Source organism: Nocardia callitridis (assembly GCF_039543305.1).
In the GTDB taxonomy this organism is placed as follows: domain Bacteria; phylum Actinomycetota; class Actinomycetes; order Mycobacteriales; family Mycobacteriaceae; genus Nocardia; species Nocardia callitridis.
This window is the reverse complement of the sequence record NZ_BAABJM010000003.1, coordinates 159313-184457: the sequence shown is the minus strand read 5'-3', so window position 1 is coordinate 184457 and position 25145 is coordinate 159313. Positions and strand designations below refer to the sequence as shown.

The 25145-nt window shown below is 67.7% G+C and carries 26 protein-coding genes and 1 other RNA gene; 13 read left to right on the top strand and 14 right to left on the bottom strand.

Annotated features, from left to right (window positions below; genetic code table 11):
- Nucleotides 1-73 precede the first annotated feature (73 nt).
- Entirely contained in the window at nt 74-1615 is a 1542-nt protein-coding gene (locus tag ABEA50_RS18510) for an alpha/beta hydrolase (RefSeq protein WP_345496802.1), read from the bottom strand.
- A 194-nt stretch (nt 1616-1809) separates the two neighbouring features.
- On the opposite strand from ABEA50_RS18510, the gene panB reads away from it, so the two are divergent.
- From panB to ABEA50_RS18490, 4 genes are all read left to right on the top strand, one after another.
- Nucleotides 1810-2676 (top strand): 3-methyl-2-oxobutanoate hydroxymethyltransferase, encoded by an 867-nt coding sequence (gene panB, locus ABEA50_RS18505; protein WP_345497141.1) that lies wholly within the window; start codon nt 1810-1812, stop codon nt 2674-2676.
- A gap of 353 nt (nt 2677-3029) precedes the next feature.
- Nucleotides 3030-3503 (top strand): hypothetical protein, encoded by a 474-nt coding sequence (locus ABEA50_RS18500; protein WP_345496801.1) that lies wholly within the window; start codon nt 3030-3032, stop codon nt 3501-3503.
- A complete protein-coding gene (pip, locus tag ABEA50_RS18495) occupies nt 3503-4486 on the top strand; it encodes a prolyl aminopeptidase (protein ID WP_345496800.1) in 984 nt (327 codons plus the stop codon). Before ABEA50_RS18500 ends, pip begins: the two co-directional genes overlap by 1 nt.
- Complete coding sequence (locus ABEA50_RS18490) at nt 4483-5358, top strand: CHAD domain-containing protein (RefSeq protein WP_345496799.1); 876 nt, start codon at nt 4483-4485, stop codon at nt 5356-5358. The genes pip and ABEA50_RS18490 overlap by 4 nt, the downstream gene beginning before the upstream one ends.
- Before the next feature lie 85 nt (nt 5359-5443).
- On the opposite strand, the gene ABEA50_RS18485 is transcribed toward ABEA50_RS18490, so the two are convergent.
- Entirely contained in the window at nt 5444-5776 is a 333-nt protein-coding gene (locus ABEA50_RS18485) for a hypothetical protein (RefSeq protein WP_345496798.1), read from the bottom strand.
- Between the two features lie 474 nt (nt 5777-6250).
- Here ABEA50_RS18485 and ABEA50_RS18480 point away from each other — a divergent pair, with 474 nt between their 5' ends.
- A complete protein-coding gene (locus ABEA50_RS18480; RefSeq protein WP_345497140.1) occupies nt 6251-6622 on the top strand; it encodes a hypothetical protein in 372 nt (123 codons plus the stop codon).
- Between the two features lie 85 nt (nt 6623-6707).
- On the opposite strand, the gene rnpB is transcribed toward ABEA50_RS18480, so the two are convergent.
- Nucleotides 6708-7121, bottom strand: an RNA gene (gene rnpB / locus ABEA50_RS18475) — RNase P RNA component class A.
- A 106-nt stretch (nt 7122-7227) separates the two neighbouring features.
- On the opposite strand from rnpB, the gene ABEA50_RS18470 reads away from it, so the two are divergent.
- Entirely contained in the window at nt 7228-8115 is an 888-nt protein-coding gene (locus ABEA50_RS18470; RefSeq protein ID WP_345496797.1) for an alpha/beta hydrolase, read from the top strand.
- 60 nt (nt 8116-8175) lie between these two features.
- Here the strand turns inward: ABEA50_RS18470 and ABEA50_RS18465 are convergent, their stop codons facing one another.
- Nucleotides 8176-8799 (bottom strand): TetR/AcrR family transcriptional regulator, encoded by a 624-nt coding sequence (locus tag ABEA50_RS18465; protein ID WP_345496796.1) that lies wholly within the window; start codon nt 8797-8799, stop codon nt 8176-8178.
- Nucleotides 8800-8839: 40 nt separating this feature from the next.
- On the opposite strand from ABEA50_RS18465, the gene ABEA50_RS18460 reads away from it, so the two are divergent.
- Nucleotides 8840-9532, top strand: coding sequence for a hypothetical protein (locus ABEA50_RS18460; protein ID WP_345496795.1), 693 nt, complete (start codon nt 8840-8842; stop codon nt 9530-9532).
- Between the two features lie 43 nt (nt 9533-9575).
- The gene (locus tag ABEA50_RS18455) at nt 9576-9860 is read left to right on the top strand and encodes a hypothetical protein (RefSeq protein WP_345496794.1); all 285 of its coding nucleotides are present in this window, start codon (nt 9576-9578) and stop codon (nt 9858-9860) included.
- 54 nt (nt 9861-9914) lie between these two features.
- Here the strand turns inward: ABEA50_RS18455 and ABEA50_RS18450 are convergent, their stop codons facing one another.
- Both ABEA50_RS18450 and ABEA50_RS18445 read right to left on the bottom strand, forming a co-directional pair.
- Nucleotides 9915-10820, bottom strand: a complete 906-nt coding sequence (locus ABEA50_RS18450; protein ID WP_345496793.1) for an aminoglycoside phosphotransferase family protein — start codon at nt 10818-10820, stop codon at nt 9915-9917.
- A 9-nt stretch (nt 10821-10829) separates the two neighbouring features.
- Nucleotides 10830-11333, bottom strand: a complete 504-nt coding sequence (locus tag ABEA50_RS18445; RefSeq protein ID WP_345496792.1) for a GNAT family N-acetyltransferase — start codon at nt 11331-11333, stop codon at nt 10830-10832.
- 189 nt (nt 11334-11522) lie between these two features.
- Here ABEA50_RS18445 and ABEA50_RS18440 point away from each other — a divergent pair, with 189 nt between their 5' ends.
- Nucleotides 11523-12884 carry an LLM class flavin-dependent oxidoreductase gene (locus ABEA50_RS18440; protein WP_345496791.1) on the top strand — a complete coding sequence of 454 codons (1362 nt, stop codon included), beginning with the start codon at nt 11523-11525 and terminating at the stop codon, nt 12882-12884.
- 17 nt (nt 12885-12901) lie between these two features.
- Here the strand turns inward: ABEA50_RS18440 and ABEA50_RS18435 are convergent, their stop codons facing one another.
- The 6 genes from ABEA50_RS18435 to cobC form a co-directional block, all read right to left on the bottom strand.
- Nucleotides 12902-13108, bottom strand: coding sequence for a hypothetical protein (locus tag ABEA50_RS18435; RefSeq protein WP_345496790.1), 207 nt, complete (start codon nt 13106-13108; stop codon nt 12902-12904).
- Nucleotides 13109-13236: 128 nt separating this feature from the next.
- A complete protein-coding gene (locus ABEA50_RS18430) occupies nt 13237-14460 on the bottom strand; it encodes a bifunctional RNase H/acid phosphatase (protein ID WP_345496789.1) in 1224 nt (407 codons plus the stop codon).
- Nucleotides 14461-14512: 52 nt separating this feature from the next.
- Nucleotides 14513-15250 carry a zinc ribbon domain-containing protein gene (locus ABEA50_RS18425; protein ID WP_345496788.1) on the bottom strand — a complete coding sequence of 246 codons (738 nt, stop codon included), beginning with the start codon at nt 15248-15250 and terminating at the stop codon, nt 14513-14515.
- 71 nt (nt 15251-15321) lie between these two features.
- Entirely contained in the window at nt 15322-15966 is a 645-nt protein-coding gene (locus tag ABEA50_RS18420; RefSeq protein WP_345496787.1) for a hypothetical protein, read from the bottom strand.
- A 339-nt stretch (nt 15967-16305) separates the two neighbouring features.
- Nucleotides 16306-17430 carry a Nif3-like dinuclear metal center hexameric protein gene (locus ABEA50_RS18415; RefSeq protein ID WP_345496786.1) on the bottom strand — a complete coding sequence of 375 codons (1125 nt, stop codon included), beginning with the start codon at nt 17428-17430 and terminating at the stop codon, nt 16306-16308.
- Between the two features lie 70 nt (nt 17431-17500).
- The gene (gene cobC, locus ABEA50_RS18410; RefSeq protein WP_345496785.1) at nt 17501-18574 is read right to left on the bottom strand and encodes an Rv2231c family pyridoxal phosphate-dependent protein CobC; all 1074 of its coding nucleotides are present in this window, start codon (nt 18572-18574) and stop codon (nt 17501-17503) included.
- 44 nt (nt 18575-18618) lie between these two features.
- Here cobC and ABEA50_RS18405 point away from each other — a divergent pair, with 44 nt between their 5' ends.
- Both ABEA50_RS18405 and ABEA50_RS18400 read left to right on the top strand, forming a co-directional pair.
- Nucleotides 18619-19122, top strand: a complete 504-nt coding sequence (locus tag ABEA50_RS18405; RefSeq protein WP_345496784.1) for a low molecular weight protein-tyrosine-phosphatase — start codon at nt 18619-18621, stop codon at nt 19120-19122.
- Complete coding sequence (locus ABEA50_RS18400) at nt 19122-20024, top strand: SURF1 family cytochrome oxidase biogenesis protein (RefSeq protein WP_345496783.1); 903 nt, start codon at nt 19122-19124, stop codon at nt 20022-20024. Before ABEA50_RS18405 ends, ABEA50_RS18400 begins: the two co-directional genes overlap by 1 nt.
- A 29-nt stretch (nt 20025-20053) precedes the next feature.
- Here the strand turns inward: ABEA50_RS18400 and ABEA50_RS18395 are convergent, their stop codons facing one another.
- The gene (locus tag ABEA50_RS18395; RefSeq protein ID WP_345496782.1) at nt 20054-21022 is read right to left on the bottom strand and encodes a cobalamin biosynthesis protein; all 969 of its coding nucleotides are present in this window, start codon (nt 21020-21022) and stop codon (nt 20054-20056) included.
- Nucleotides 21023-21940: 918 nt separating this feature from the next.
- Between ABEA50_RS18395 and sigJ the strand changes: the two genes are divergently transcribed.
- Complete coding sequence (gene sigJ / locus ABEA50_RS18390) at nt 21941-22945, top strand: RNA polymerase sigma factor SigJ (RefSeq protein ID WP_345497139.1); 1005 nt, start codon at nt 21941-21943, stop codon at nt 22943-22945.
- A gap of 428 nt (nt 22946-23373) precedes the next feature.
- On the opposite strand, the gene ald is transcribed toward sigJ, so the two are convergent.
- Nucleotides 23374-24477: an alanine dehydrogenase gene (gene ald / locus ABEA50_RS18385; protein WP_345496781.1), complete on the bottom strand. Its 1104-nt coding sequence runs from the start codon at nt 24475-24477 to the stop codon at nt 23374-23376.
- A gap of 65 nt (nt 24478-24542) precedes the next feature.
- Here ald and ABEA50_RS18380 point away from each other — a divergent pair, with 65 nt between their 5' ends.
- Complete coding sequence (locus ABEA50_RS18380) at nt 24543-25058, top strand: gamma carbonic anhydrase family protein (protein WP_345496780.1); 516 nt, start codon at nt 24543-24545, stop codon at nt 25056-25058.
- Nucleotides 25059-25145: the final 87 nt, after the last annotated feature.

Genomic DNA, 25145 nt, shown 5'->3' with positions numbered 1-25145 from the left:
CCAACCATTTCGATACCGAGTACACGGTCGGGATCGAGGCCGTGTGCGGGCCGTGCGCACGCCGCGTGTCCGGTCAGCAGCGCAGGCCCTCCTCGGGTTCGCGCAGTGTCACCAGGTAGTCGATGACCGGGTTGTCGACGCAGGCCACGTCCGCCGACAACGCGACGGTGTGGCGCGAACCCTGATAGGTGATGAGGGCGGCGCCGAGCTGATCGGCGAGGTCGACACCGGCCTGATACGGGGTCGCCGGGTCGTCGGTGGTGGAGACGACGACCGTCTTGGCCAGGCCCTGCACCGAGATCCGATGTGGCTCACTGGTATTGGGTACCGGCCAGTTGGTGCACAGTTCCAGCGGCGCGGCACCGGTACCGCGACCGTCGTCCAGGAACGGCGCGACCCTGCGGAACTCGGCGTCCTGCTTGCCCGCGACGGCGCGGTCGCTCATGCGCGGATCGTCCACGCAGCGCACGGCGTTGAAAGCATCGTTGGTGTTGGTGTACGTGCCGTCGTCGTTGCGGCCGTCGTAGAGGTCGGCCAGCTTCAGCAGGGTGTCGCCGTGCCCCTCGCGTACCTCCGAAAGACCCATGGTCAGGATCTTCCACAGGTCGTCGGAGTACAACGCTTGCCGCACACCGGTCATCGCGTCCTCATAGTTGAGCCCCCTGGGATCGGTGGTCGCGACCGGGTTGTCCCACAACGGATTCACCAGATCGCGGAAGCTCTGCACCGACTGCGCGGTGTCGGTGCCGATCGGGCAGTCCGACTGTTTCGCGCAGTTCGCGGCGTAGGCGTCGAAAACCTTCTGGAAGCCCTCGGCCTGGTGCAGCGACTCCTGCACCGGGTCCTGCGAGGAGTCCACCGCGCCGTCGAGCACCATGGCGCGCACGTGCGTGGGGAAACGCTCGGCATAGGCCGAACCGATCCTGGTCCCGTAGGAATATCCGAGATAGCTCAGCTTCGAGTCGCCCAGCGCCGCGCGCATCACGTCCATGTCCTGCACCACCTCGCGGGTGCCGACGTGGGCGAGGAATTCATCGCCGGTGCGCTCCGAGCAGCGCTGCGCGTACTGCTTGTCGTCGGCCTCGGCGGCGGCGATCCCGGCGGGACTGTTGTCCTCCGGCGCCTCGGCACGCTCTTGGTCCTGCTCCTGCGCGGTCTGGCAGGCCACCGTCGGCGTCGACGAGCCGATTCCCCTCGGATCGAAGCCGACACGATCGAACCGCTCCGCCAACGGGGTGTTGTTGCCGAGCATCGACATCGTCAGCCCGGACTCGCCTGGGCCGCCGGGGTTCATCAGCAACGAACCCACCCGCTCGCCGGTCGCCTTGATCCGCGACACCGCGACCTGCGCGGTCGCACCCTCGGGCTTCTCGTAATCCACCGGGACGGTGATCCGCGCGCACTCCATATTCGGCGCGAAACGATCGTCGGCGGAACCGAATCCGTCGCAACCACCCCACCGCACCTGCTGGTCGTAGAACTGTTGCAACGGCGCGGGCACCGCGGGCATCTCGGCGGACTCTTTCGACTCCCCACCCGTGTCGCCGCACCCGGCCACCACCAACGCGAGCACCGTCAGCACGAGCGCGCCGCGCCCACTCCACACCGAAGACATGCGTCGATCTTGGCAGTAACCGACCGCGAACGGCATTTCGCCTGGACAAACGCCACATACCCGGGCACCCGCTGTGACCAATCGCATCGTGCTCCACCCTTAGAAGACCCGCCGTCGTGGTGGCACACTGGGCTTCGTCAGACGAACCCGGGGACCCGGACGGGCCCCGAGGAGACACGACGAGAGGGACGATGATGTCCGTATCCGATTCGGAAACCCCTGCCTACGGTGCTGCACCGGCCGACGACGCCGGGCAGAACAAGCCACGCCGCAAGACCCGTGTTCATCATCTCCAGCAGATGAAGGCCGACGGCGAGCGCTGGGCCATGCTCACCGCCTACGACTACTCCTCGGCTCGCCTGTTCGAGTCGGCGGGCATCCCCGTGCTGCTGGTCGGCGATTCCGCGGCCAATGTGGTCTACGGCTACGACACCACCGTGCCGATCACCGCCGACGAGCTGTTGCCCCTGGTCCGGGGTGTGGTGCGCGGCGCCCCACACGCGCTGGTGGTGGCCGATCTACCGTTCGGCGGCTACGAGTCCTCGCCACAGCAGGCGTTGGCCACCGCGACCAGGTTCATGAAGGAAGGCCAGGCGCACGCGGTGAAGCTGGAAGGCGGCGAGCGCGTCGCCGACCAGATCGCGGCCATCACCTCGGCGGGTATCCCGGTCATGGCGCACATCGGATTCACCCCGCAGAGCGTCAACACCCTCGGTGGCTTCCGGGTGCAGGGCCGGGGTAACGGCGCCGAACAGCTGGTCGCGGACGCGATCGCGGTGCAGGAGGCCGGTGCGTTCGCGGTGGTGATGGAGATGGTGCCCGCGGAGTTGGCCGGACAGGTGACCCGCAAGCTCACCATCCCGACCGTCGGCATCGGCGCGGGGGTGGAGACCGACGCCCAGGTACTGGTGTGGCAGGACATGGCGGGCTACACCGAGGGCAAGACGGCGAAGTTCGTCAAGCGATTCGGCAATGTGGGTGACCAATTGCGTACGGCCGCAGCCGCTTACGCCGACGAGGTGCGCCGGGGCACGTTCCCAGGCCCGGAGCACATCTTCTGATCCGAGCGGATCGGTCACCGGGTGCGGCCGAGGAGTGCGGGTGGACCGCGCTGCTCGGCCGCTCGTCTGCCACCGTCGCGAGCACGCCTCGATGCGCCGATCGTGGGAAACCCACGCCAGCACCGAGAAGCCCACCACACCGCCGCCGCGCGCGCCGGCCTTCGTGGGATGCCCGTGGTGGTGCCGAATGATGTTGCTGGACAAGGTGTAACGCCGGACCCGGTCGCGGCGGATCGGATATCGTCGCGTGTCATTGCGAACGTCAGCGCGCATCGAACAGTCGACCGACACCCGCCGCTTCGGCGAAACTGGCAGACTCGAACCGACAAATCTCGACACGATCAGAGGTACCGATGCCGCACAGCCGATGGATTTCCCACAGCACCCTGCTCCTCGCCGGTGTCTTCACCGCAGCGGCGCTCACCGCGTGCGGGGGCACCGAGAACGCACCGGCGACCGGGAGCTCCGGGTCGACCACGGCCAGCGCGACCTCGACCGCCACCGGTTCGACGACACCGGAAGAGACCGGGAGCGCGAGCAAGCCCAAGCCGGGCAGCCCGGAGATCAGCGACGCCGCGGGCAGCCAACTGTGCGACATGATCCGCCCGGAACTGTCCAACTGGCGGGTACAAGGCCCGACCGCGGGCAAGATCGGCCTCAACGGCATCGTGCACGAGTGGGCGCTGCGTAATGGCGCCATCAACGGCGCCGTGCTCGCCGACAAACCGATCATCGACCGGGTCACCGACAAAAGCTGCTCCGATGTTCGCCAGCAGGCCGTCGAGGCCCTCGAAATCCCGGACCTCGCCACGGGACTCGCCTTCTGATGACGGCACCCGCGAGACGCACCACCTACCGCGACATCCAGCCCTACGCTTCCGGGCTACTCGAGGTCGGTGACGGCCAGTCGATCTACTGGGAGACCAGCGGTAACCCGGACGGCAAACCGGCGGTCTTCCTGCACGGTGGGCCCGGCGGCGCGACCGGTCGGGCGCAACGCGGATTCTTCGACCCCGCCGTCTACCGCATCGTGCTGCTCGACCAGCGCGGGTGCGGACGGTCCACGCCGCACATCGCCGACGGCGCGAGCCTGGAGCACAACACCACGCGGCATCTCGTCGCCGATATCGAGGCGGTGCGCACCCATCTCGGTATCGAACGCTGGCTGGTGTTCGGCGGGTCGTGGGGGTCGACGCTGGCGTTGACCTACGCGCAACGCCACCCACAGCGGGTGACCGAACTGGTGCTGCGCGGCGTGTTCCTGTTGCGGCGCAAGGAAATCGACTGGTACTACAACGGTGCCGCCGGGTACCTGTACCCGGACGAGTGGGAGAAGTTCCTCGCGCCGGTGCCGGAAGACGAACGCGGCCAGGACCTGGTGGAGGTCTATCACCGACTGCTGCACTCCCCCGACGAACGGGTCGCACTCGAGGCGGCCACCGCGTGGTCCACCTGGGAAGGCGCGACGAGTTCGCTGCTGCCCAACCAGGAGCGCGTAGCCGAAAGCGCCGACCCGCGCTTCGCGCTCGCGTTCGCGCGCATCGAGAATCACTACTTCCGCCATCGCGGTTTCCTCGATGAGGGTCAGCTGCTGCGCGATATCGACACCATCGCGCAGATCCCCTCGGTGATCGTGCAGGGTCGCCACGACGTCGTCTGCCCCGCGACCAGCGCATGGGACCTGCACCGTGCGTGGCCGGGTTCAGTGCTGCATCTCGTCGAGGACGCGGGTCACACCGCGTTCGAACCCGGCATCGTGCACCATCTGGTCGAGGCCACCGACGCCTTCGCGAAAACGGACCCGCCGTGACCACCACCGCGGGCGGTGCGCTGACGGTCGCGCTCGCCGAGGACATCGACCGACTGTTCGATAGCGAACCGCACGTGCGCTGTGACGCACCGGATTCGGTCCACCAGATGCGGGTGGCCACGCGCAGGCTACGCAGCGTGCTCAGGTCCTACCGCGCTTTGTTCGACAAGCGGGCCATCGCCGACACCGGCGCGGAGCTCAAGTGGTTGGCCGACCTGCTCGGCGAGGCCAGGGATGCGCAAGTGCGCGCCGAACGGTTCGCCGCGCTGATCGCCGAGGTGCCCGGCGCCGACACCGCCGCCGTCACCGCGCGGCTGGTGACCGCCCAGCGCGATCGCTACCGCGACGCGCACGAACGGATCACCTCCGCGCTCGACGACGACCGCTACCTGGCGCTGCGCGCGGAATTGGCGCGCTGGCGCGACAAACCGCCGCTGCGCACCGCCCGCGCGGAGACCACCGCACAGGAATACTTCGGCGTGGTGCTGGAACGCGATCGCGAACGGGTCGAGGCGCTGATTCGCAGGGAACCCACGGTCGCCCCCGCCGAACGCGTCGAGCTGCTGCACGATATTCGCAAGAGCGCCAAGCGATTACGGTACTCCGGGGAGGCCGCGCAGCCCAGCGTCGGCGAGCTGGCCACCGAGTTGGGGCAGCGAGCCAAACGCTTGCAGACGGTACTCGGCGACCACCGTGACGCCGTCGAATCACACGAGGCGATCCTCGCGGTGGCCGAAGAAGCCGCCACGGCGGGCGAAGACACCGCCGCCTACGCCGCGCTCGCCGCCGAGGAAGACGCCGCCGCGGGGCGCGCGCTCAGCGGCTACCCCGCACGCGCGGCGGCACTCACCGGCTGGCAGAACATCGAGTAATCGAGCACCAGGATGCTCGAACGAATTCGGCTCGGCCGCCGCGGGATTCGCGGTGGCCGAGCCGAATTTCGAGGACAGCGCCGCGCTACTGCAACGCCAACATCGTGCCGCTCAACTGATCGAGCGGACCGTAGACCGTGAACGTGACCCGACCGCCGGGCACCGTGGACGACAGCCGCGCCGCCGCATCCAGCGAAGTGCCGAACGACGATGCCGACGGATGCGGCAGACCGGCGAGGGCCTGTCCGACATGGTTTTGGGACACCCACGCGGTGTCACCGGGACTGAGGTCGACCTGGACCCCACCCGGCAGCGGCGTCACCCCGACGGCGCCGGCCGACCCGGAGCCGAGGATGGCGAAAACCGAAGCAGCACCGGCGATCAGAGCGCCGGTGACCAGTGAGCGAACTACCCGCATATGCGTAGAGACCTGCTTTCGCGCGATTTATGTACGAATGACCCGAGGCCGAGCAGCCCGAGTCCTATACCAACGGCATTACCTTATGACGTCGATCACCGACAAGCCAGCCCGGAACAAAGCTGGGACGAACCCGAAATAAAAGCTTGGACAAAAGGCCCATAGCAGAAGTGCCGCGCCCCTACCCTGGCAGCCGGCTGCTAACGTGGCCCCGCCGGAGCGATGCCGAGCTCGACGCATCCTCCGCACACTGTCCGAATACGAAGACAATTGGGAGTTCCCGCACCTATGTCAACGCTCTTGTTCGACTACCTCGTGCCCCTGCTCGGACCGGAACAGGCCGCCTACTGGGCGCACATGTTCGTCATCGACCCGACACACTAGATCGCACGCCTCGAACGCATCATTGGTCGCCTCCCGTTCACCTGACGGGAGGCGACTTCGGGTTTTCAGGGGCTACCATCGCGCCCCGTGATGAGAACCGTCTTGACCAGAACCAGCACGGCCGTCCTGGCCATCGCCGCCTGCGGCGCCCTCCTGTCCGCCTGCGGCGGTGACGACAGCGACAGTGCCGCACCGAGTCCGAGCGCGGGCGCGGTCGACCAGGCCGTCGACAACGCGAAGGCGGGCACCTTCGTCGCGAGTTTCCGTGGCGCTTTCCCGAAACTCGCCGAAGGCAAAGACGATTCGGCGGTCGCCGCGATCTTCACCGATACCTGCGCCGACATCACAGCGGGCAAGTCCGAGGACGACATCGTGGCGAGCACGGAACAACGCGCGTCGGGTGCCAGCCACGAGCAGGCCCAAGCCGTTTACCAGACCGTGAAAATGCTGTGCTCGGCGTAATCGCCTGAGCCATCCGCGAAAACACCCCACCGCAATCACCCCGTATCGATCACCGTGATCGATACCGACGCGAGGCGAGGACAGGCGGACGAGTTGGCCTGTAAGCCGGATCCTGTCCCCGGCTCGCACCGGGTGGCGACCATCCATCTGGGCACACCGTTGCCGGGTACCTCGAGCAGTCCACCCGCAGGCTCGGGCGAGCAGCCCTCGAACACCTGCGCAGCCGCACCGCGAGGTGCGACCTTCGACCTTGCTCCGGGCGGGGTTTACCTAGCCGCCATGGTCACCCATGGCGCTGGTGCGCTCTTACCGCACCGTTTCACCCTCACCGCACAACCCACAGGGGCCGTGGGCGGTTTGTTTTCTGTGGCACTGTCCCGCGGGTCACCCCGGGTTGCCGTTAGCAACCGCCCTGCTCTGTGGAGTCCGGACTTTCCTCGACACCGGGCAGCGACACATTCGTGCCCGTTCCCGACGCCGCGGTCGCCCGACCAACTCGTCCGCGGCGTTCAGCCTACTTCGCGCGGGCCCGAAGCGGTGAATCCGGGCCTGACCGGCCGACCACCGAGATGCGCTCGACCTGGAACGCAGTACGGTCATTAGCCATGGAACGTGTCGAGGTCGGCTTCCCCTCCGGAAGCGAGCAGTGCGCCGGCTGGCTGTATCGCCCGGACGGATCGCCGAAACCCCGCCCGCTCGTGGTGCTGGCGCACGGTTTGGGGGCAAATCGGGAAATGGGATTGGATCGCTATGCCAGGCGTTTCGCCATGGCGGGAATGGCGGTTCTGGTCTTCGATTACCGGCACTTCGGTGCCAGTCAAGGAGAGCCGCGTCAACTCTTGCGGGTGAAACGTCAACGCGAGGACTGGCATTCCGCCATCGCCTACGCGCGCACCCTGCGCGGAATCGACGCGACCAGAATCGCATTGTGGGGCACCTCGTTCAGCGGCGGCCATGTGCTGACGATCGCGCCGGAGGACGCCTACATCGCCGCCGTGGTCGCGCAGGTGCCGTTTACCAGCGGGTTGTCCTCGGCATTGGCGAAGGGGCCGATCAGCATGACCAAGGTGAGCATCATCGCCACCCTGGACGTGGTGTTCGGCACGATCTTGCGCAAACCGCTCGGGATCAGAATCGGTGGCCGCAAACGGTCGGCGGCGATGATGAGCGCACGCGAGGTGCCCGAAGGGTTCGGCAGGCTCGCCGAGGAAAGCGAAACCTACAAGCCGAAAATGGCCGCACGCGCGGCCTTCTCGGCATTGTTCTACTCGCCGGGTCGCAAAGCCAAGCGTGTGAAAGTTCCCGTCCTGTACTGCCTATGCGACGACGACACCGTCACCCCGATCAAACCCGCTCTGCGTGCGGCCGAACAGACCAAGCACGCGATCGTGAAGCGTTACCCCGGCGGACATTTCGACGCCTACTTCGACGACACCTTCGAACAGGTCGTCTACGACCAAACCGATTTCCTGGTCTCGGTGCTGCGGCCGTAGCAGTTTCGTGGATTCCCCGCGGCTTCGGGTCGCGGGGAATCCAACGCACCGAACGTGCTTTCATCGCAACAATTCACGAACGAGGGTCTCCGCCCACCATCGTTCGACCCGCTCGGGTGTCCAGCCGCGCTCCTCGGTGAGATCGGTGTAGACGTCGATATTGCAGAGCGCACCGTAGATATCCACGGCCGAGGCCACATCGATACCCCGCGCGAGGGTTTCGGGCGGCCACGCGGTGAACACCTGACGGTGCGCGTCGTCGCCGCGCCCGCGCGCGTCTCGATACGTGTGCGCCAGTTCGGGTTCCGCGCGCGCCGCCTCGCGCACCAGGAGCAGCACATCCCCCGATCGCTCGAAGAGCCTTCGGTCGTAGCCCGCCATCGCCGCCAGTTGGGCGGACGGGTCGGGGTTCCGGTCCAATTCGGCGAGTAGCCGAGGCATGTCGGCGGACAGGTCGGCCGAATCGGCCAGCGCCTTGGTCAGCCCCGCCTTGTTGCCGTAGGCGGCGTAGACCGTCGGCACCGAGACACCGGCTTCGGCGGCGACATCACGCACCGTGGTCGCCGCCCACCCCTTCGACACGAACAACGACCTTGCCGCCGCGGCGATTTCCGCGCTCGTCTGCTGCGCCTTGGCGGTTCGGCGCAGGGAGTCGTAGCGGCGGCGAGGGTGCGCGTCGGCCATCGGGGTTCCCCTTTCGTTTTACGGAGCTTATATTCAATATGTGAACAACAAAACTAATGTAGCCGCTGGGTGGTCGTTCGCCAGGATCGGCGGTGTCGCCGGTCTCGTCTTCGCCGCCACGATCGTCGCACCGAATCTCATCCTCGAGCCCGCGGGACTGCCACGGGTCGGCGCCGAACTCGACGAGGTGACGGCGTTCTTCACCACGAAATCCGACGTCGTCGGCTGGTCGCTGTACTTCTTGCCGACCGCATGGCTGTCGTTGACGATCTTCGGTGCCGCCGCCGTCGCCGCGCTGTGGCCGCGCGAACGCGCGACAGGCTCGGCCTGGTCGCTGGTCGGCTTCGCCGGGATGCTCTTACAGAACGCCACCTTCGTCGGCATCTCCGGAATCCGCCTGGCATTGACCACCACGACCGACCGATCGGGCCTCTGGACGCTGCACAACGCCATGTTCACCGTCAACGGCACCTTCCTCGCCCTCGCCATGCTCGGACTCTCGCTCGCGGGTCTACGCACCGGCACCATCGCCCGCTGGCACGGGACCCTCGGCCTGATCGCCGCGGCGGGCCAATTCCTTTCGGCCACACTCGTCGCACCGATCATCGACCACACCGGGCCACTCACCTTGCTGTCGCTGGCCAGCTGGCTGCTCTGGGTGGTCTGGATCGTCGCCTACGGCGTGACCCTGATTCGCTTGCGGCGTAACCACCTCGACGATCAGCGTGACTAAGTTGGGCAGCAACCCCCGGCGTCACCGAATCGAGGCGAACACGATGACCGATCCGAGCACCCTGGAAGCCGAGCGCGCCCGCCTACTCGACCGATTGACCGCACTGCGACTCGACCTCGCCACCCTGGACAAGGGCTACGCGACGCTCCAGAGTTCGGGGGTGCTGCTCGACACCGACGGAATCGGCGCGCTCACCACCCCCGAATACTGCGTCGCGGGAGCCCGAGAGGTGTTCGAAGAAGCCATGATCGAACTCGACGCCGCCGCCGACGCGGTGGAGCGGGCACAGACATATACGGCGCGGTTGCGGTCGGCCGCCTTCGAGTGAGTCGAGCGCGGGTCGGTCCATAAGCGGGGGCCGGTGAGGTACAAGGACTCTCGCTCACTCGGTGAACATCTCGGCCAGCCGATCGGTGACTTCGATCGCCCACGAAGGCTCGTCGTACCGTCTCCCCCACAGCGCGGAGCGCACGGCACCCGCCTGCACCCATCGACGAGCGCGGGTCCGGTCGATTCCCGCGCCCTCGCAGTAGAGATCGAGTCCGCGCCGCACGGCACGTTCCGGATCCGGTTCGTTCAACAGTGGTAGGAACCGCAGGCTGCGCACCACGGTGATCGCGTCATAGGCCGGATCCCCCACGTACCCCTTCGGGTCGACCACCAGCCATGGTTCCCGTTGGGACGGAAGAACATTGCTGTCGTGGAGGTCGCCGTGCACCAGCGTGTTCGGCTGATCGCCGCCGAATTCGCGTACGGTGGCGACGGCCGCATCCAGCACGCGCTGGGGCATCGGCGAACCCAACTCCCGTGCCGTGGTGGTTATCTCGTGCTCCCACTCGGGCATCTGACGAGCGATCCGAGGCAAACCTTCGGGCGCGGGTACCGCCAGCCGACGGGACAACTCACCGAGCGCCGCGACCGCGGCATCGAAATCCTCGACTCCGGCCAGGCTCCCTTCGCCCGCACGCTCCAACAACATCGCGAACACCGCATCGTCGCGCCGAAACAGCCGCACCGCCCCCGACCCACCCCACACCTCGAAAGCATCGGGCTCGTGCACGTTCCCCGGATGCGGGAACGACACCTTCAGCACCGCAGGCGCCAGATCACCCGACCGAACCGGCACCACAACCCCCACCTGCCCGTGCCACACCTGCCCTTCCGGCGTGCACGACCACCGGCGCGTCAATTCTTCGATCAAGCCAGGCAGCGCCGCGATCCACCGCGAGCCCGGCTCCCCCTCGCGCGCGATAGTGGCGCTCGCGAACCCCTCCGGAATATCCAGCACCCCACGACTCTAGGTCCCACATATACCGATCCGACGCACCATCTCGAACTCCAGGCGTGGATCCTCGGGGGCAGTGGGACAGACGACTCCGGTTCTAACGAAACCATTGCGACTGTAGAGCCGCTCGGCGAATATGTTCTCTTCCACGACCTCGAGCCAGATCAGGGTGTGACCGTCGCTCACAGCGCCGTCGATGACCGCGCGGACGAGGGCATCCGAGGCGCCGGTGCCACGTGCCTCGGGCGCCACCCACATCGAGATCAGATGCACTCCCCCTCGGTCGGGGTCGACCATCCCACCGACCGTGCCGATTTCGGTGCCACCGAGGCGGGCAAGGTACTGCGAGCGGTCCGAAAGGGCTTGGCGCCAGTCGCTTTCGGTTCGTTGTCGGGCTTGCGCCAGAGTCGTTCCGAAGAATCGCGGAGTGTCGGATAGCGCGCGTAACCGGACATGTCGGAACGTGCGCCATTGCTCCGGTGTGAGCTGATGAACATCGACGGTCGATGGGGCCATCAGAACTGAATACCAAACCGACGAGCTGCTTGTCCCAGGGGGTTTCGGGCGGCATGGCACCGAACGGTGATGGCGTGCGCTCAACTCACGCTGAGCCGAACCGGTGACATTCGCCGACGGGTTGCCGAGCCTTGGTGGCAGCCGATACGACCTCCGAACACCCGAAGGCGCCAACCCGAAGGAACCCGCATGTCTCGTGAACTCCACCTCGCCGGATTTCTGATCGCCTCGCACGTCACGCACTCGCATGCGGCGTGGCGGCATCCCGCGTCGGAGTCCGATTACCTCGGGCCGGACTACTACCGCCGGGTCGCGCAGACGCTCGAGCGCGGCAAGTTCGACTTCGTGTTCTTCGCCGATCTACTCGCCACCCCGGTGCGCTACGGCAACGACATCGAGGTGCCGCTGCGCAGCGGCACCCAGGCCTCGGCCACTATCGATCCGTCGCTGGTCGCGGCCGGGCTCGCCTATGTCACCGAGAAAATCGGGCTCGCGATCACCAAGTCCACCACCTACTTCCACCCTTACGAGGTGGCGCGGATCTTCGGCACGCTCGACCACCAGTCGCGCGGCAGGGCCGGGTGGAATGTGGTCACCTCGCTCAATCAGGCCGAGGCGCAGAACTTCGGTGTCGACGATCACCTCGGCCACGACGAGCGCTACGCGCGCGCCCAGGAATTCCTCGAGGTCGCGTTCAAGCTCTGGGGTAGCTGGGATCGCGACGCCCTGGTTCAGGACAAGGTGTCCGGCGTGTTCGCCGACCCCGAGAAGGTCCGCACGATCGACCACGCCGGCGCCTGGTTCAAAACCCGCGGACCGCTGACGGTCCCGCACTCACCGCAGAGCAGGCCGGTGATCATCCAGGCCGGATCGTCCTCGGTGGGCAAGGATTTCGCGGCCCGCTGGGCGGAGGCGATCTTCGAGATCGACCCCACCAAGGAGGGACGCAAGGCCTACTACGACGACGTGAAGTCGCGGGCCTCGAACTACGGCAGGAACCCCGACGACATCAAGATCTTCCCATCGTTCGTGCCGTTCGTCGGCGAGACGGAGTCGATCGCCCGCGAGAAGCAGGCCTTCCACAACAAACTCGCCGATCCCATTTCCGGCCTGATCACCCTGTCCGTGCACACCGACCACGACTTCTCCCAGTACGACCTCGATGCCCCCATCGAGGACGTCCAGGTACCTGGCACCCAGGGCCTGTTCGAGGTGGCGCGCAGGCTCAGCGTCAAGGACAACCTCACCCTGCGCGACATCGGCAAGCTCTACGCCCAGGGTGTGTTGCTTCCGCAGTTCGTCGGCACCCCGCAGCAGATCGCCGACCAGATCGAGGAGGGGTTCCACGGCGGCGAAGCCGACGGCTACATCCTCTCCTCCGCACAGGCACCGGGCACCTTCAACGATTTCGTCGACTACGTGGTCCCGGAATTGCAGCGGCGCGGCCTGTTCCGCACCGAATACACCGGCAACACCCTGCGCGACCACCTCGGCCTGGGCCAAGCGAGCCTGACGCCCGCGTCGGCGCGTAGTTCCGCCGCGAACGTCTGATCCCGGCACACCGAGGCTCACTCGACGACCCGCAGACCGGCCGCTTCCCACGTCGCGAACACCGCGACCGACGCGGCACTGATCAGCAGAAAGGCGATACCCAGCCCGGTCAGCGGGATGAGCCCGGAGAACGCCAGCACCACCATGCCCACCACCGACGCGACATTCGCCGCGACGACCACCCGCGCGTGCTGCCGAGAAACGTCCGTGTGCGCGGCTGTCATCGGACTACTCGAGCTCTGGTCCGCACCGGCCACTACCGAAATGTCGCCTCGCCGATGTTCGCGTGGTCAGGCACCCACGCGGTGCGCTCAGCGTGCCAGCTACCGCCCCACTATCCGATCATCGCGAGTCACAGATACGACGTGTCGTTCACCAAACGCACCGAAGTCGGCCCGTCCGGGTAGAACTCGGCGATCGAGGTCGAGGCGAGGTCCAGGTGCAGCTTGTAGAGCAGCGAGGGACCCACCGCCAACGCGAGCTGTAACAGCAACTTGATCGGCGTGACGTGACTGACCACCAGCACCGTCGACGCGGGATAGCGCGCGATCAGGTCGCGGCGCACCGCGTCCACCCGCTCACGAACTTCGTCGAAACTCTCCCCACCCGGTGCGCGCACCGACGTGTCACCCAACCATTCGGCGTGCGTCTGCGAATCACGCTGCACCGCTTCGGCGAAGGTCAACCCCTCCCACTCGCCGAAATCGGTTTCGATCAACCCGTCGATCACCCGCACCGGCAAGCCCAGCGCGTTCGCGGTGGCCTCGGCCGTCTCCCGTGCGCGCCCGAGCGGTGAGCTCACCACGACATCGATGCCGCCCTTACCCGCGAAGTGCTTCGCCGCGCGCGCGGCCTGCTCCCGACCGAGCGCGGTCAACGGCGGGTTGCCGCGACCCGAATAGCGGCGCTGTATCGACAGTTCCGTTTGACCGTGCCGCAGGAGCACCAGGCGCGTCGGACTTCCCGTGGCGCCGGACCAGCCGGGGCCGGTCTGTGCCGCACGCGCTGGCTCACTCGGCGACACCGTCTGCGCGGACTTCCTCGCCTGCTCCGCCTCGTCAGCCCAACTCGGCAGGTCGCGCTCCGAAACACCACTTTCGCCGGTGGTAACACGCTCGGCGACACCGGTACTCGTGCGCTCGGCCGCGTGCACCTCGTCGACCAGGGCACCGTCGTCCATCGCCTCGTTCGCCAACCGGTCGGCGTGCGAATTCTGCGCGCGCGGAATCCAGGTGAAACGCACCTCGGCGAACCCGGCGACCAAGCGACGCGCCTGATCAGCCAGCGGAATCATGGCCGCGTGCTTGACCTTCCACCGCCCCGACATCTGTTCCACCACCAGCTTCGAATCCATGCGCACCGCAACGGATTCGGCACCGAGTTCCGCGGCTGCCGCCAATCCCGCGAGCAGACCACGATATTCGGCGACATTATTGGTGGCGATCCCGATGAACTCGCGACGCTCGGCGAGCACCCGCCCGTGATCGGCATCGAAAACAACCGCGCCGTACCCGGCAGGACCGGGGTTACCCCGAGAACCACCGTCGGCCTCGACGATCACGGCACGTTCGCTCATCACTACACTCGCTTCACAGATTCGGTAGGCACGGGCATCGACACGACCCGGGTCACAAACCGGATTCCTTCGTGCGCACCAGAATCGCGCTGCACTCCGGGCACCGCACCACCACATTCGGCTCGGTCTTGGCGATACGCGCGATCTCCCCGCGGTCGAGTTCGATGCGGCACGCTCCACACCTGCGTGCCTGCAACAACGCCGCGCCGACGCCGTGCTGCCTCACCTGCCGGTCGTAGATCGCCAGCAGGTCGGCGGGGAACTCGCGCACCAGTCCGGTGCGGTCGCTGTCGCAACGTTGTTGCGCCACATCCAGATCCGCGACCGCCTCACCACGGCGATCCTGCGCGAGGGTCAGTTCCTCCTCGGTCTTGCTGAGCCGCGCGCCCGCGTGCTGATAGTCGTCCTCGGAGGCTTCGCGCCGCTCCATCACCTCGAGCAGTTCGTCCTCCAACACCGATCGCCTGCGCTCCAGGCTGCCCAGCTCGTGCTGGAGTTCCGAAAGCTGCTTGGCGTTCACCGATCCGGCGGTGAGCATGCTCTTGTCGCGCTCCTCGCGCTTGCGCACGGCGTCGACCTCGCCCTCCAGCTTGCGAATATCGCGGTCGAGATCATCGAGCACGATCTGCACGGCGACGGCGGCGTCCTTGTGCGCGTTGCGCTCGGCCTCCAGCCGGGCCACCTCCTGCTGCTCGGGCAGCACGGTGCGACGGTGCGCGATCCGGGTCAACTCGGCGTCGACGGCGGCCAGCTTCAGCAGCTCGGCCTGGATCGTGGGTTCGACATTCAACGCGGACAAACTCCTGGAAGCTGGGGATGGGTTGATGTTCAACCGTACCCCGCCCGCCGAAGCGGCCCGCGCTAACCGCCGACCGCACGGGTCTTGATCGCGTCCCTGGAGATATAGACGTCGTATTCGCCCGGCACCGCGACCACCGCATTGCCGTACGCGGAACGCACGAACGGGCCCGTCCACCACCGGTTGTCCCGCATATCGGCGAAGAAGTCCTGGTCACCGCCGTTGAGGAAGATGTGGTGCTGGCTGGTCGCGACACCGTCGAGGCGTTGGCCGAACAGCCGGCTGATCTTGTAGCCGGAGTGGAAACCCAGCGCGTTCACCCAGGGCTCGAGTTCCACGATGTTCGCCTGCAACATCCACATGTCCCCTTCGACCTGGTAGGTCAGGTGTTGCTCATCGTGCCCCGCATCACCGTAGAGGGTCAGGTCCACCACCATCTGATGCTGCTGCCCATCCAATGCCCGCGCCACCACATGCGCCGCTTTCACCTCACCCGTCAACCCGAGAAAGGTCTGTACGAGGGTGACGATCCACAACAACACCACGGCAACCAAAGCGACCACGATGCCGCCGGTGCCCCGCACCGCGAACGCCCCCCACTTCGCCCTGCGCGCCTGCACGATTCCCGAAACGAGCAGCGCCAACCCGACAACGACCAGGACAACGAAAACGATCTGCCCCACGCCGCCGTCCACCAGGAACCTCATGCCCTAGTTGTACCCCCAAACCGGTGCCGTATTCGCGCGAAACCGCCCACCTCACAGTGCAACTGCCGCGCGGAGAAAACCCGAGACGAGGACTGCCATCAGGTACGCGGTTGGTGATGCACGCGGGTTGCGACCCGACCCCCGGTGAACGGCGAAGCGAGACGCAAGGGCTCAGCACCACGTAGCCGCCGGGGTGACACGCGGGGGGACGAGGAACTCCTCCGGCGGCTGGCACCGCCGCAGATCGCAGCCCGGCGAGTCTCGCAAGATCAACAGGCAACCAGGGGGTCGTGCGGGGGGAAATGCGGTGCGGATGTCGTGGCTGATCTTGGTCCGTCGTCAGTCGCTGGCGCAGGCCAGGGTCCACGGGTCGGTTCGTACTTCCGAAACCATTGTTCGCAGGGTGGGGAGGGTGTCGCGGACTATGTGTTCAGCCTGTGCGCACCAAGGGAATTCGGTGGCCCAGTGGGCTGCGTCGATCAGTGCGGGGCCGCCCTTGCGCAGGTGTTCGTCGGCCGGGTGGTGGCGCAGGTCGGCGGTGACGTAGGCGTCGACCTGTAGGCGCGTGGCGGACGCCAAGTAGGAATCACCGGCGCCACCGCACACCGCGACGGTGCGCACCAGGCGTTCCGGGTCACCCGCCGCTCGTACACCCCAGGTGGTACTCGGCAGGGCCGCAGCCACCCGAGCGGTGAAGGCGCGCAATGATTCCGGTTCGGGCAGGGTGCCCACTCGACCGATTCCGCGCGTCGAAGGCAATTCGGCGCGCTCGGTGAGGTGATACGCGGGAACCTCGTACGGGTGGGCGGCCAACAGTGCGGCGCGCACGGCGGCGCGAGCGCTCGGCGGGGCAACCACCTCCAAGCGCTCTTCGCGCACCCGAGCCAGCTCCCCGACCACCCCGTGTGCCGGATTCGCCGCGCCCACCGGCCGGAATTGCCCGACCGACTCGGTGCGCGAGGCGGCCTCGCGATAGTTCCCGCCGCCACCGGCACCCGCCGCGAACAGTGCCGCGAGCACCGCGTCGGCGTGTTCGGTCGGCACCTGGATGGTCCACTTGTCCACGGCCGATTCCGGTTTCGGATCCAGCGGTCCCGTCACCGTGAGCCCGAGTGCCTCGGCGAGGGCATCGCTCACGCCGGGGTCGGCGGAATCGGCATTGGTGTGCGCGGTGAACAGCGCACAACCCGAACGGATGAGTCGATGCAGCAGTGCGCCTTTCGGCGTATCCGCCGCCACGGTGTCCACCCCGCGCAGCAACAAAGGATGGTGCACGACCAACGCGTGCGCCTGCCAGTCCAGTGCCGCGTCGACCACCTCGGCGGTCGCGTCGACGGCGAACATCACCCGTTCGACCTCGGCAGTCCGGTCACCGCACACCAACCCCACCGAGTCCCACGATTCGGCCAGCTTCGGCGGGTAGGCCGCGTCGAGCACGGCGATGAGATCGGCGAGCGTCGTCATCGAACAGTGTCCCTTCTCCTCGGATCAGCATTCGTCGAAAGTTCGAACGGATGGGCGCGTCCATGCGCAATCATCGGCGCTCGTCAGCTCTGGCGACACCAGCCGGTGCCGTGACAATCGCCTCGATCAGTCGATCCACGTCGGCCGCCGCACGCACCGCGACTCGCAGATGATTCGGTCCGAGACCGGGAAAGGTATCCGCGCGACGCACCGCGATCCCCTTGTCGGCCAAATGCTTTCGTAGCAACGCACCGTCGGGGACCGACAGCAGCAGAAACGGCCCCTCGGCGGGGGTGTGCACCGTGACGCCGAGCGCCCGCAGCCGATCGATCATCACGCCACGCTCATCGACAGCGCGCTGGGCGATCCGTTCGGCCTCGGCCACCGCGTGCGGTTGCGCGGTAGCGGCGATCGCTTCCAGTTGCAGCGTGCCCAGCGGCCAATGCGGGCGGCCGTGCGCCAACCGCGTCAGCAATGCCGGGTCGCCCAGGAAGTATCCGCAGCGCAAACCGGCTAACGCCCAGGTCTTGGTGAGGCTGCGCAGCACGAGCAGCCCGGGGACGGATGTGTGCGCCAGCGACTGCGGCTCCCCCGGTACCGCGTCGGCGAACGCCTCGTCGACCACCACGATCCGGCCCGGTGCGCACAGTGCCCGGATCGTTTCCGCCGCGTGCAGCACCGAGGTGGGATTGGTCGGATTACCGACCACCACCAGGTCGGCGTCGTCGGGGACCGCACCAGGATCGAGGACATAGGGCGGCGACAACACCACTCGACGCACCGGGATACCGGCCGCACGCAATGCCAGCTCGGGTTCGGTGAACGACGGGTGCACCACCGCGGCCGCACGCGAGGCGAGTCTCGGCAGCATCGCGAACCCCTCCGCGGCGCCCGCCAGCAACAACACCTCGTCCGCGCGACGCCCGTGCCTCGCGGCGACGGCGGCCCGCGCGACGCGCTCGTCCTCGGCGCTCGGATACCGACCGAGTTCGCCGAGCCGGGCGGCCAGCCGCGCACGCAACCATTCCGGCGGCGCACTGCCACGGACGTTCACGGCGAAATCGAGCATGCCCGGCCGCGCGTCCACGTCACCGTGGTGGCGCAGGCGCGCGTGCTCGACGCCGTCGGCACTCTGCTCGGACACGAGAACCCACCCTACGTGGCGCGCCTACTGAGCGACCGGCCAGAATGGCAGGCGTGGGTGAGCTGCATGTGTCGTTCATATGTACCGGCAACATCTGTCGGTCGCCGATGGCGGAGAAGATCTTCGCCGCGCATCTCTACGCTGCCGGTCTCGCGGACCGCGTGCGGGTGAGCAGCGCGGGCACCGGGTCATGGCATATCGGCGCCGACGCCGACCCGCGCACCCGATCGGTACTGCGCAGGTACGGCTATTCGACCGAACACACCGCCGCCACCTTCGGCCCCGAACACCTCGACGCCGACCTGCTGGTGGTGCTCGACGGGTCGCACGAGCGTGAACTGCTGCGCCGAGGGGTCCCCGCGCGACAACTGCGCCTGCTGCGCAGCTTCGACCCCGACGCGGACGGACCCGACGTCGCCGACCCGTACTACGGCGAGGACGACGGCTTCGAAACCGTCCGCGATCAGATCGAAGCCGCGATCCCCGGCCTGCTGGACTGGGCGCGCGCCGCCCTCGCCGCACCACGGGTTCCCGACGGATCCCGCTGATGCGCAGACTGTCGTTCCTGCTGCGTCCCAGCTGGCTGATCCTCGCGGTGGTGGTCGCCGGGTTCGCCTACCTGTGCTTCACCGTGCTCGCACCGTGGCAGCTGGGCAAGAACACCGACACCTCCCGTCGCAACGAGCTGATCACCGAGTCGGTGCGCGCGGACCCGGTGGCGTTGCGCAGTGTGTTCGACGACACCGATGACACGCACGCCGAGTGGCGCCGGGTCACCGCTTCCGGCACCTATCTGCCGGATTCCACGGTGCTGGTGCGGCTGCGCCACCTCGACGGCGCCCCCGGTTACGCCGTACTCGTCGCGTTCCGGCTCGAAGACGGCCGCGTGGTGCTCATCGACCGCGGCCTGGTCTCGGCGGTCGAGGGTTCGCGCCCGCCACCGATCCCCGACCCGCCAGCGGGCACCCAGCACATCGAGGCGCGGATCCGGATGTCCGAGGGGACCATCCCCGGCAAGGATCCTTCGGTGCAAGACGGTTTCCGTCAGGTGTATTCGATCGATACCACCCAGGAATCCACGGTCACGAATCTGCCGATCACCCCGATCCCGACCGGCGAGCGCGGCGGCTACCTGCAACTCGACGAGGACCAGCCCGGCGTATTCACCCCCACCCCACTCCCCCAACTCGACGCGGGCCCCTACCTGTCCTACGGCCTCCAGTGGCTGGCCTTCGGCCTCATGGCGCCACTGGGCCTCGGCTATTTCGCCTACGCCGAGATCCGCGAACGTCGTAAGGAAAAAGCCGAGGCCAAAACAACCTCCCAAACTTCTGACCCATCCCCCACCCCCCACTCAGCGCCCGCCGACGCGACCACCAAACAATCCCCCCCACCCGCCCCCGTAACCCCAACCCCCCAGGACCGCCTGGCCGACCGCTACGGCCGCTGACCTCCAGCACGAGCCCACTCACATCATGATCACCAGGACACAGGTGCGGCTACAACCAACTGTGCGCACCGGCACGTCCTGGTGATCACAGCGCTCCGGGCTATCGCGGTTGCTAGGAGGGCGCCGTACTGGACGGCTTTCGATACTCGTACCGCGCGTCGGAGGTCGGGGACGCCGGGTGTGGGGCCGGTGCCCAGGGTTGGGCGCAGCTCGGTGCCGTGGCGATATTCCGTCCGTCCGCCCAATCGCACGCCGAGCGCACCCGCCATCGCTGCTTCCGCCACTCCGGCGTTCGGGCTCGGATGCTTGCTCGCATCCCGTCGCCATGCCCGCAGCGCGTCCCGAGGTCGTCCGCCGACCGACCCGGCGACCGCCACGGTGAGCAGCCCGGTGAGCCGGGCCGGAATCAGATTGGCGACATCGTCCACTCGCGCGGCCGCCCACCCGAAACGCAGGTAGCGATCGTTGCGGTAGCCGATCATCGCGTCGAGGGTGTTGATCGCGCGATATCCGAGCAGTCCGGGAACTCCGGCCAGCGCACCCCACACCAGCGGTCCGACCGTCGCGTCCGAGGTGTTCTCCGCGAGCGACTCGATCGCGGCGCGAGCGAGACCGTCGGCGTCGAGCGATTCGGGGTCGCGCCCACACAGCGAGGGCAGCAAGGCGCGCGCGGCGGCAAGATCACCTGCTTCGAGGTGGTCGGCCATCGCGGTTCCGGTGCGGGTCAAGCTCCGGCCGCCGAGCACCGTCCAGGTGGCGAGCGCGGTGACGGGCAGGCCCCCACGTCGCGACGCGTATCCGAGGCCGAGCACCGCACCCACCGCGATCGCCTCGTGCAACACACCGGCGCTACGCCGGTCGGCGTACGTCACCGACTCCAATGCCATTGCCGCACGCCCGAATCCGGCCACCGGATGCCACCGCCGCGGATCACCGAACACCCGGTCCATCGCGAACCCGAGCAGCACACCGCCCGCGATCACCGTCCCCTTACGCATCCGGTGAGCGTATCGGGCGCGACGCACGACCTAACCCACGACCGACCCGGAAGACGACACCGACAGCTCCGCAGATTTGCGGAGCGCCTCGTATCGGTCGCTTCTCCCCGCCGCCGCCCGAGCGGGGGCATCGCAGCGCCACGGTCACCAGGGTGGAGCGCGCCACAAGGCAGAGCGCAACCCCGAACGGAGATCGCCTTCATCTTCAGGAACCAATCGAGATAGTGGGGTTCGCGGCCGATCAGCAATAGCTCGGGTAGGTCGTGGACGAGGTCCAGCAGCAGCAGCGGCGCGGCGGCGGGTCACCCAGGAGGGCGCAATGTCATTCTTCCAAGCTCGTTCGGAGTCGGTCCGGCTGGCGTCCGGCATCGAGCAGTGCCACACCACGCAGTTGGTCCTCGTAGGTGACGGGTCACGAGGGAGCGGCGACGGCCACCGACAGCACGCACGGTCAAACACTGCCCCATCGTCAGCGCGACCGGCGGGCTTGCTATTTCCCGACCGGAAGTCGGGGCGGGAGTCGACGGTCCAGGGCAGGCCCGTCGCGGTCGGCTCGGTCGACGCCTCGTGTCGACGCGACGGTCACCCACCATTTCGGCGAACGCGCACCGAACCGCCCCTGTCACACTTCGCCTCGCAGTCTCGTCAGCTCTGCGAACGCGTACTCATTAAGATCTCCTCGGGGATCGAATCGAGGAAGGCACGAGCGACGTGACGTCCGAGCCAACTCCCACCGACGGATCCGTCGACCACGCCGCGCCGCGCGGTGCCGAGAAGGTCGGTCGGCGCGACCCCGTCGACACGCGCACCGGCCGCGCGGAGTCCGCCGAAATTCCGAACGGCAGCACCGACTTTCACACCGACGGTTCGGGTCAGGACGGCGCCGAGAGCGTCCCGAACGCGACAGCGCACCACGACATTTCGCACCGCGGCGCGCATCGGCGCGCTGCGGCCCCGCACCAGGACAACACCCGGGGCGCCCGCACCGACCCCGCGCGCTTCCTCGACGGCGCCGAACTCGCGCGCCGCTTCGAAGAACACCGCCCCTACCTGCGTCGGCTCGCCTACAGCACGCTCGGCAGCCTCACCGACGCCGACGACGTCGTGCAGGAGGCATGGTTGCGCCTGCACCGGCAGCACCAGGCGGGTAAGGCCGGCGAGATCGACAATCTGCGGGCCTGGCTGTCGACGGTCACCGGCAGGCTGGCGCTGGACCATCTCGGTTCCGCACGCGCGCGGCGCGAACAGTATGTCGGCGAATGGCTACCCGAACCGGAGGTGACCAGCTGGGAAGACCCCGCCGATCGGATCAGCCAGGACGAGCGCGTCACCACCGCGCTGCTGGTGGTGCTCGAATCGCTCTCGCCCGCCGAGCGCACCGCGTTCGTCCTGCAGGAGGTGTTCGGCATGACCGGACCGCAGGTCGCCGAGGTGGTGGGCCGATCGCCGGCCGCAGTGCGCCAACTCGCCTCCCGCGCCCGCAAACGCGTCGAAGACGGCACCCCGCGATTTCCCGCCTCACTCGACGAGCAGGCGAAGGTGGTGTCGGCGTTCGCGCTGGCGTGGCGCTCCGGTGATCTGAACGCGTTACTCGGCGTGCTCGACGCGACGGTCAACCTGACCGCCGACGGTGGCGGCAAGGTATCCGCGGTCCGGCGGCCGGTGCTCGGCGCGGAGATCGTCGCGAAGCTGCTGCTCGGCTGGTATCACGCGCCCTCGGCGCGCGGTGGGTGGGGGCGCGCGGTCATGGTGAACGGCCGACCCGGCCTGGTCGTCTTCGACGGCACCCACGTCGGCGTGTTCGCGTTCACCGTCGACGAGAACCGCATCGTCGCGATCCACGTGGTCCGCAACCCGGAGAAACTCCGCGGCATACCCGTCGATGGACCGCCGGACTGGTTCATGGACGGCGCCCACCCGTGACACGGGCCGTTCGCGGCGCAACCGAACGCCTGCGCACGCAGACTGGCGACTCCCGATGCGGATTGGTTGTGCCCTGCTGGCCGATACTTTCTTCCCAATCGTCGTCTCGACGAACGCGGCGGCCGCCGAGACGACGGCACCCCGGTTCATCTCTCTGCGCAGCTGGGCGAGAAAGCTTCGCCCTGCCCGCCGGCCGAGGTGCCGGAGTCACAGGTGCAGCCCGCACGGCGAGCGCCTGTTCGACGCCCGCGCGCGGTGGTCGAAGACAACATCGAAGCCATACTCGAACCCGATGTCACGCAACCGTTCTCGCTCGTCTTCGACGAAGCAAGCAATGTTCCGGCGCCAGGGTCACATCAGCGGTGCTCGACACCAACCGGTCTCGGGTCGACTTCACCGCGACACGCGAATCCCCGCGACAGCGCGGCTCAGGTCCTCCCGAACGGTGTGATCCCATGCGCGAGAGCCACTTCCGTCGACACCAACCGCCCGTCCTCGGCGGCCAACCCGTGCGCCAGTTCCGGGTGCGCCACGCAGGCCGCCGTCCACCCGAGGTCGGCGATGGTCCGCACGTACGGCAGGGTGGCATTGGTCAGCGCGACAGTGGAGGTGTGTGGCACCGCGCCCGGCATGTTCGCGACACAGTAGAACAGCGAATTCGCCACGCGGAAGGTGGGATTCGCGTGTGTGGTGGGATGCGAGGACGCGAAGCAGCCACCCTGGTCGATGGCGATGTCGACGAGGACGGAGCCGGGGCGCATCTGCGTCACCATGTCCTGCGACACCAACTTCGGCGCCTTGGCACCGGGCACCAGCACCGAGCCGATCACCAGGTCGGCCTCCAGGACGGCGCGCCGGATCTCGGCGGCGTTCGACGCGACGGTGGTGACTCGCGACCCGAAACGCGCGTCCAGTTCCCGCAGCCGCCGCAGATCGGTATCCAGCACAAGCACACGCGCGCCCATCCCGACGGCGACGGTCGCCGCATCGGTGCCCGCCACGCCACCACCGAGCACCACCACGTCGGCGGGCCGCACCCCGGAGACACCGCCGAGCAGCTTGCCCGCACCACCGAGCGGCGACATCAGGTGGTAGGCGCCCACCTGGGCGCCGAGCTTGCCCGCGATCTCGCTCATCGGCGCGAGCAGCGGCAACGTCCCGTTCGGCGCGCGCACCATCTCGTAGGCGACGGCGGTGACACCCGACTCGATCACCGCATCGGTGCAGGCGCGCGAGGCCGCGAGATGCAGGTAGGTGAACAGCACCTGCCCTCGGCGCATGCGCGCGTATTCGACCTCGATCGGCTCCTTGACCTTCAAAACCAATTCGGCGTCGGCCCAGAGCTGCTCGACGTCGCCGACCTGGCGCGCACCCACCGCGATGTAGTCGGCGTCGGCGAACCCCGACCCGACCCCGGCGCCCGTCTCCACGAGCACCTCGTGCCCACGGCCGGTCAGCTCGCCCGCACCTGCCGGGGTGAGCGCGACCCGGAACTCCTGCTCCTTGATTTCGCGAGGAACGCCGATTCTCATAACGCCATGGTGGCCTGCTCGACCCCGTACCGCCAGGACCGGCGCGCGGCGCTACCTTCTCAGTCATGCGAATCAAGATCGGTGAGTTCACCCCGGAGATCGACGACAGCGCCTGGATCGCGCCGAATGCCACGGTTATCGGCCGGGTCAGCCTGGCCGAGGAGGTGAGCGTCTGGTACAGCGCCGTACTCCGTGCGGATCTGGAGGCGATCAGCGTCGGTGCGCGCAGCAATATCCAGGACGGCTGTGTGCTGCACGCCGACCCCGGCTTCGCGCTGACCGTGGGCACAGGAGTTTCGGTGGGCCACAACGCGATCCTGCACGGCTGCACCATCGGCGACGACGTCCTCGTCGGCATGGGCGCCACGGTGCTCAACGGCGCGGTGATCGGCGAAGGCAGCCTGATCGCCGCGAACGCCCTCATTCCGGAGGGCGCCCAGATCCCGCCCGGCTCCTTGGTCGCGGGTGTGCCCGGCAAGGTACGCCGCGACCTGAGCGCTGCGGAAAGGGACAATATTCGACTGAATGGGGTTGTGTACCTTCACAATGCGGCCAGCCATCGGGACGCACAGCAGCTGTGACACCGGGCACACTGATCGAACGGTCAGCGAGAATCGCTGATAACATTTTCCTCGGCGCGCCTCGCAGCCCGGGGTCTCCTGCCGACA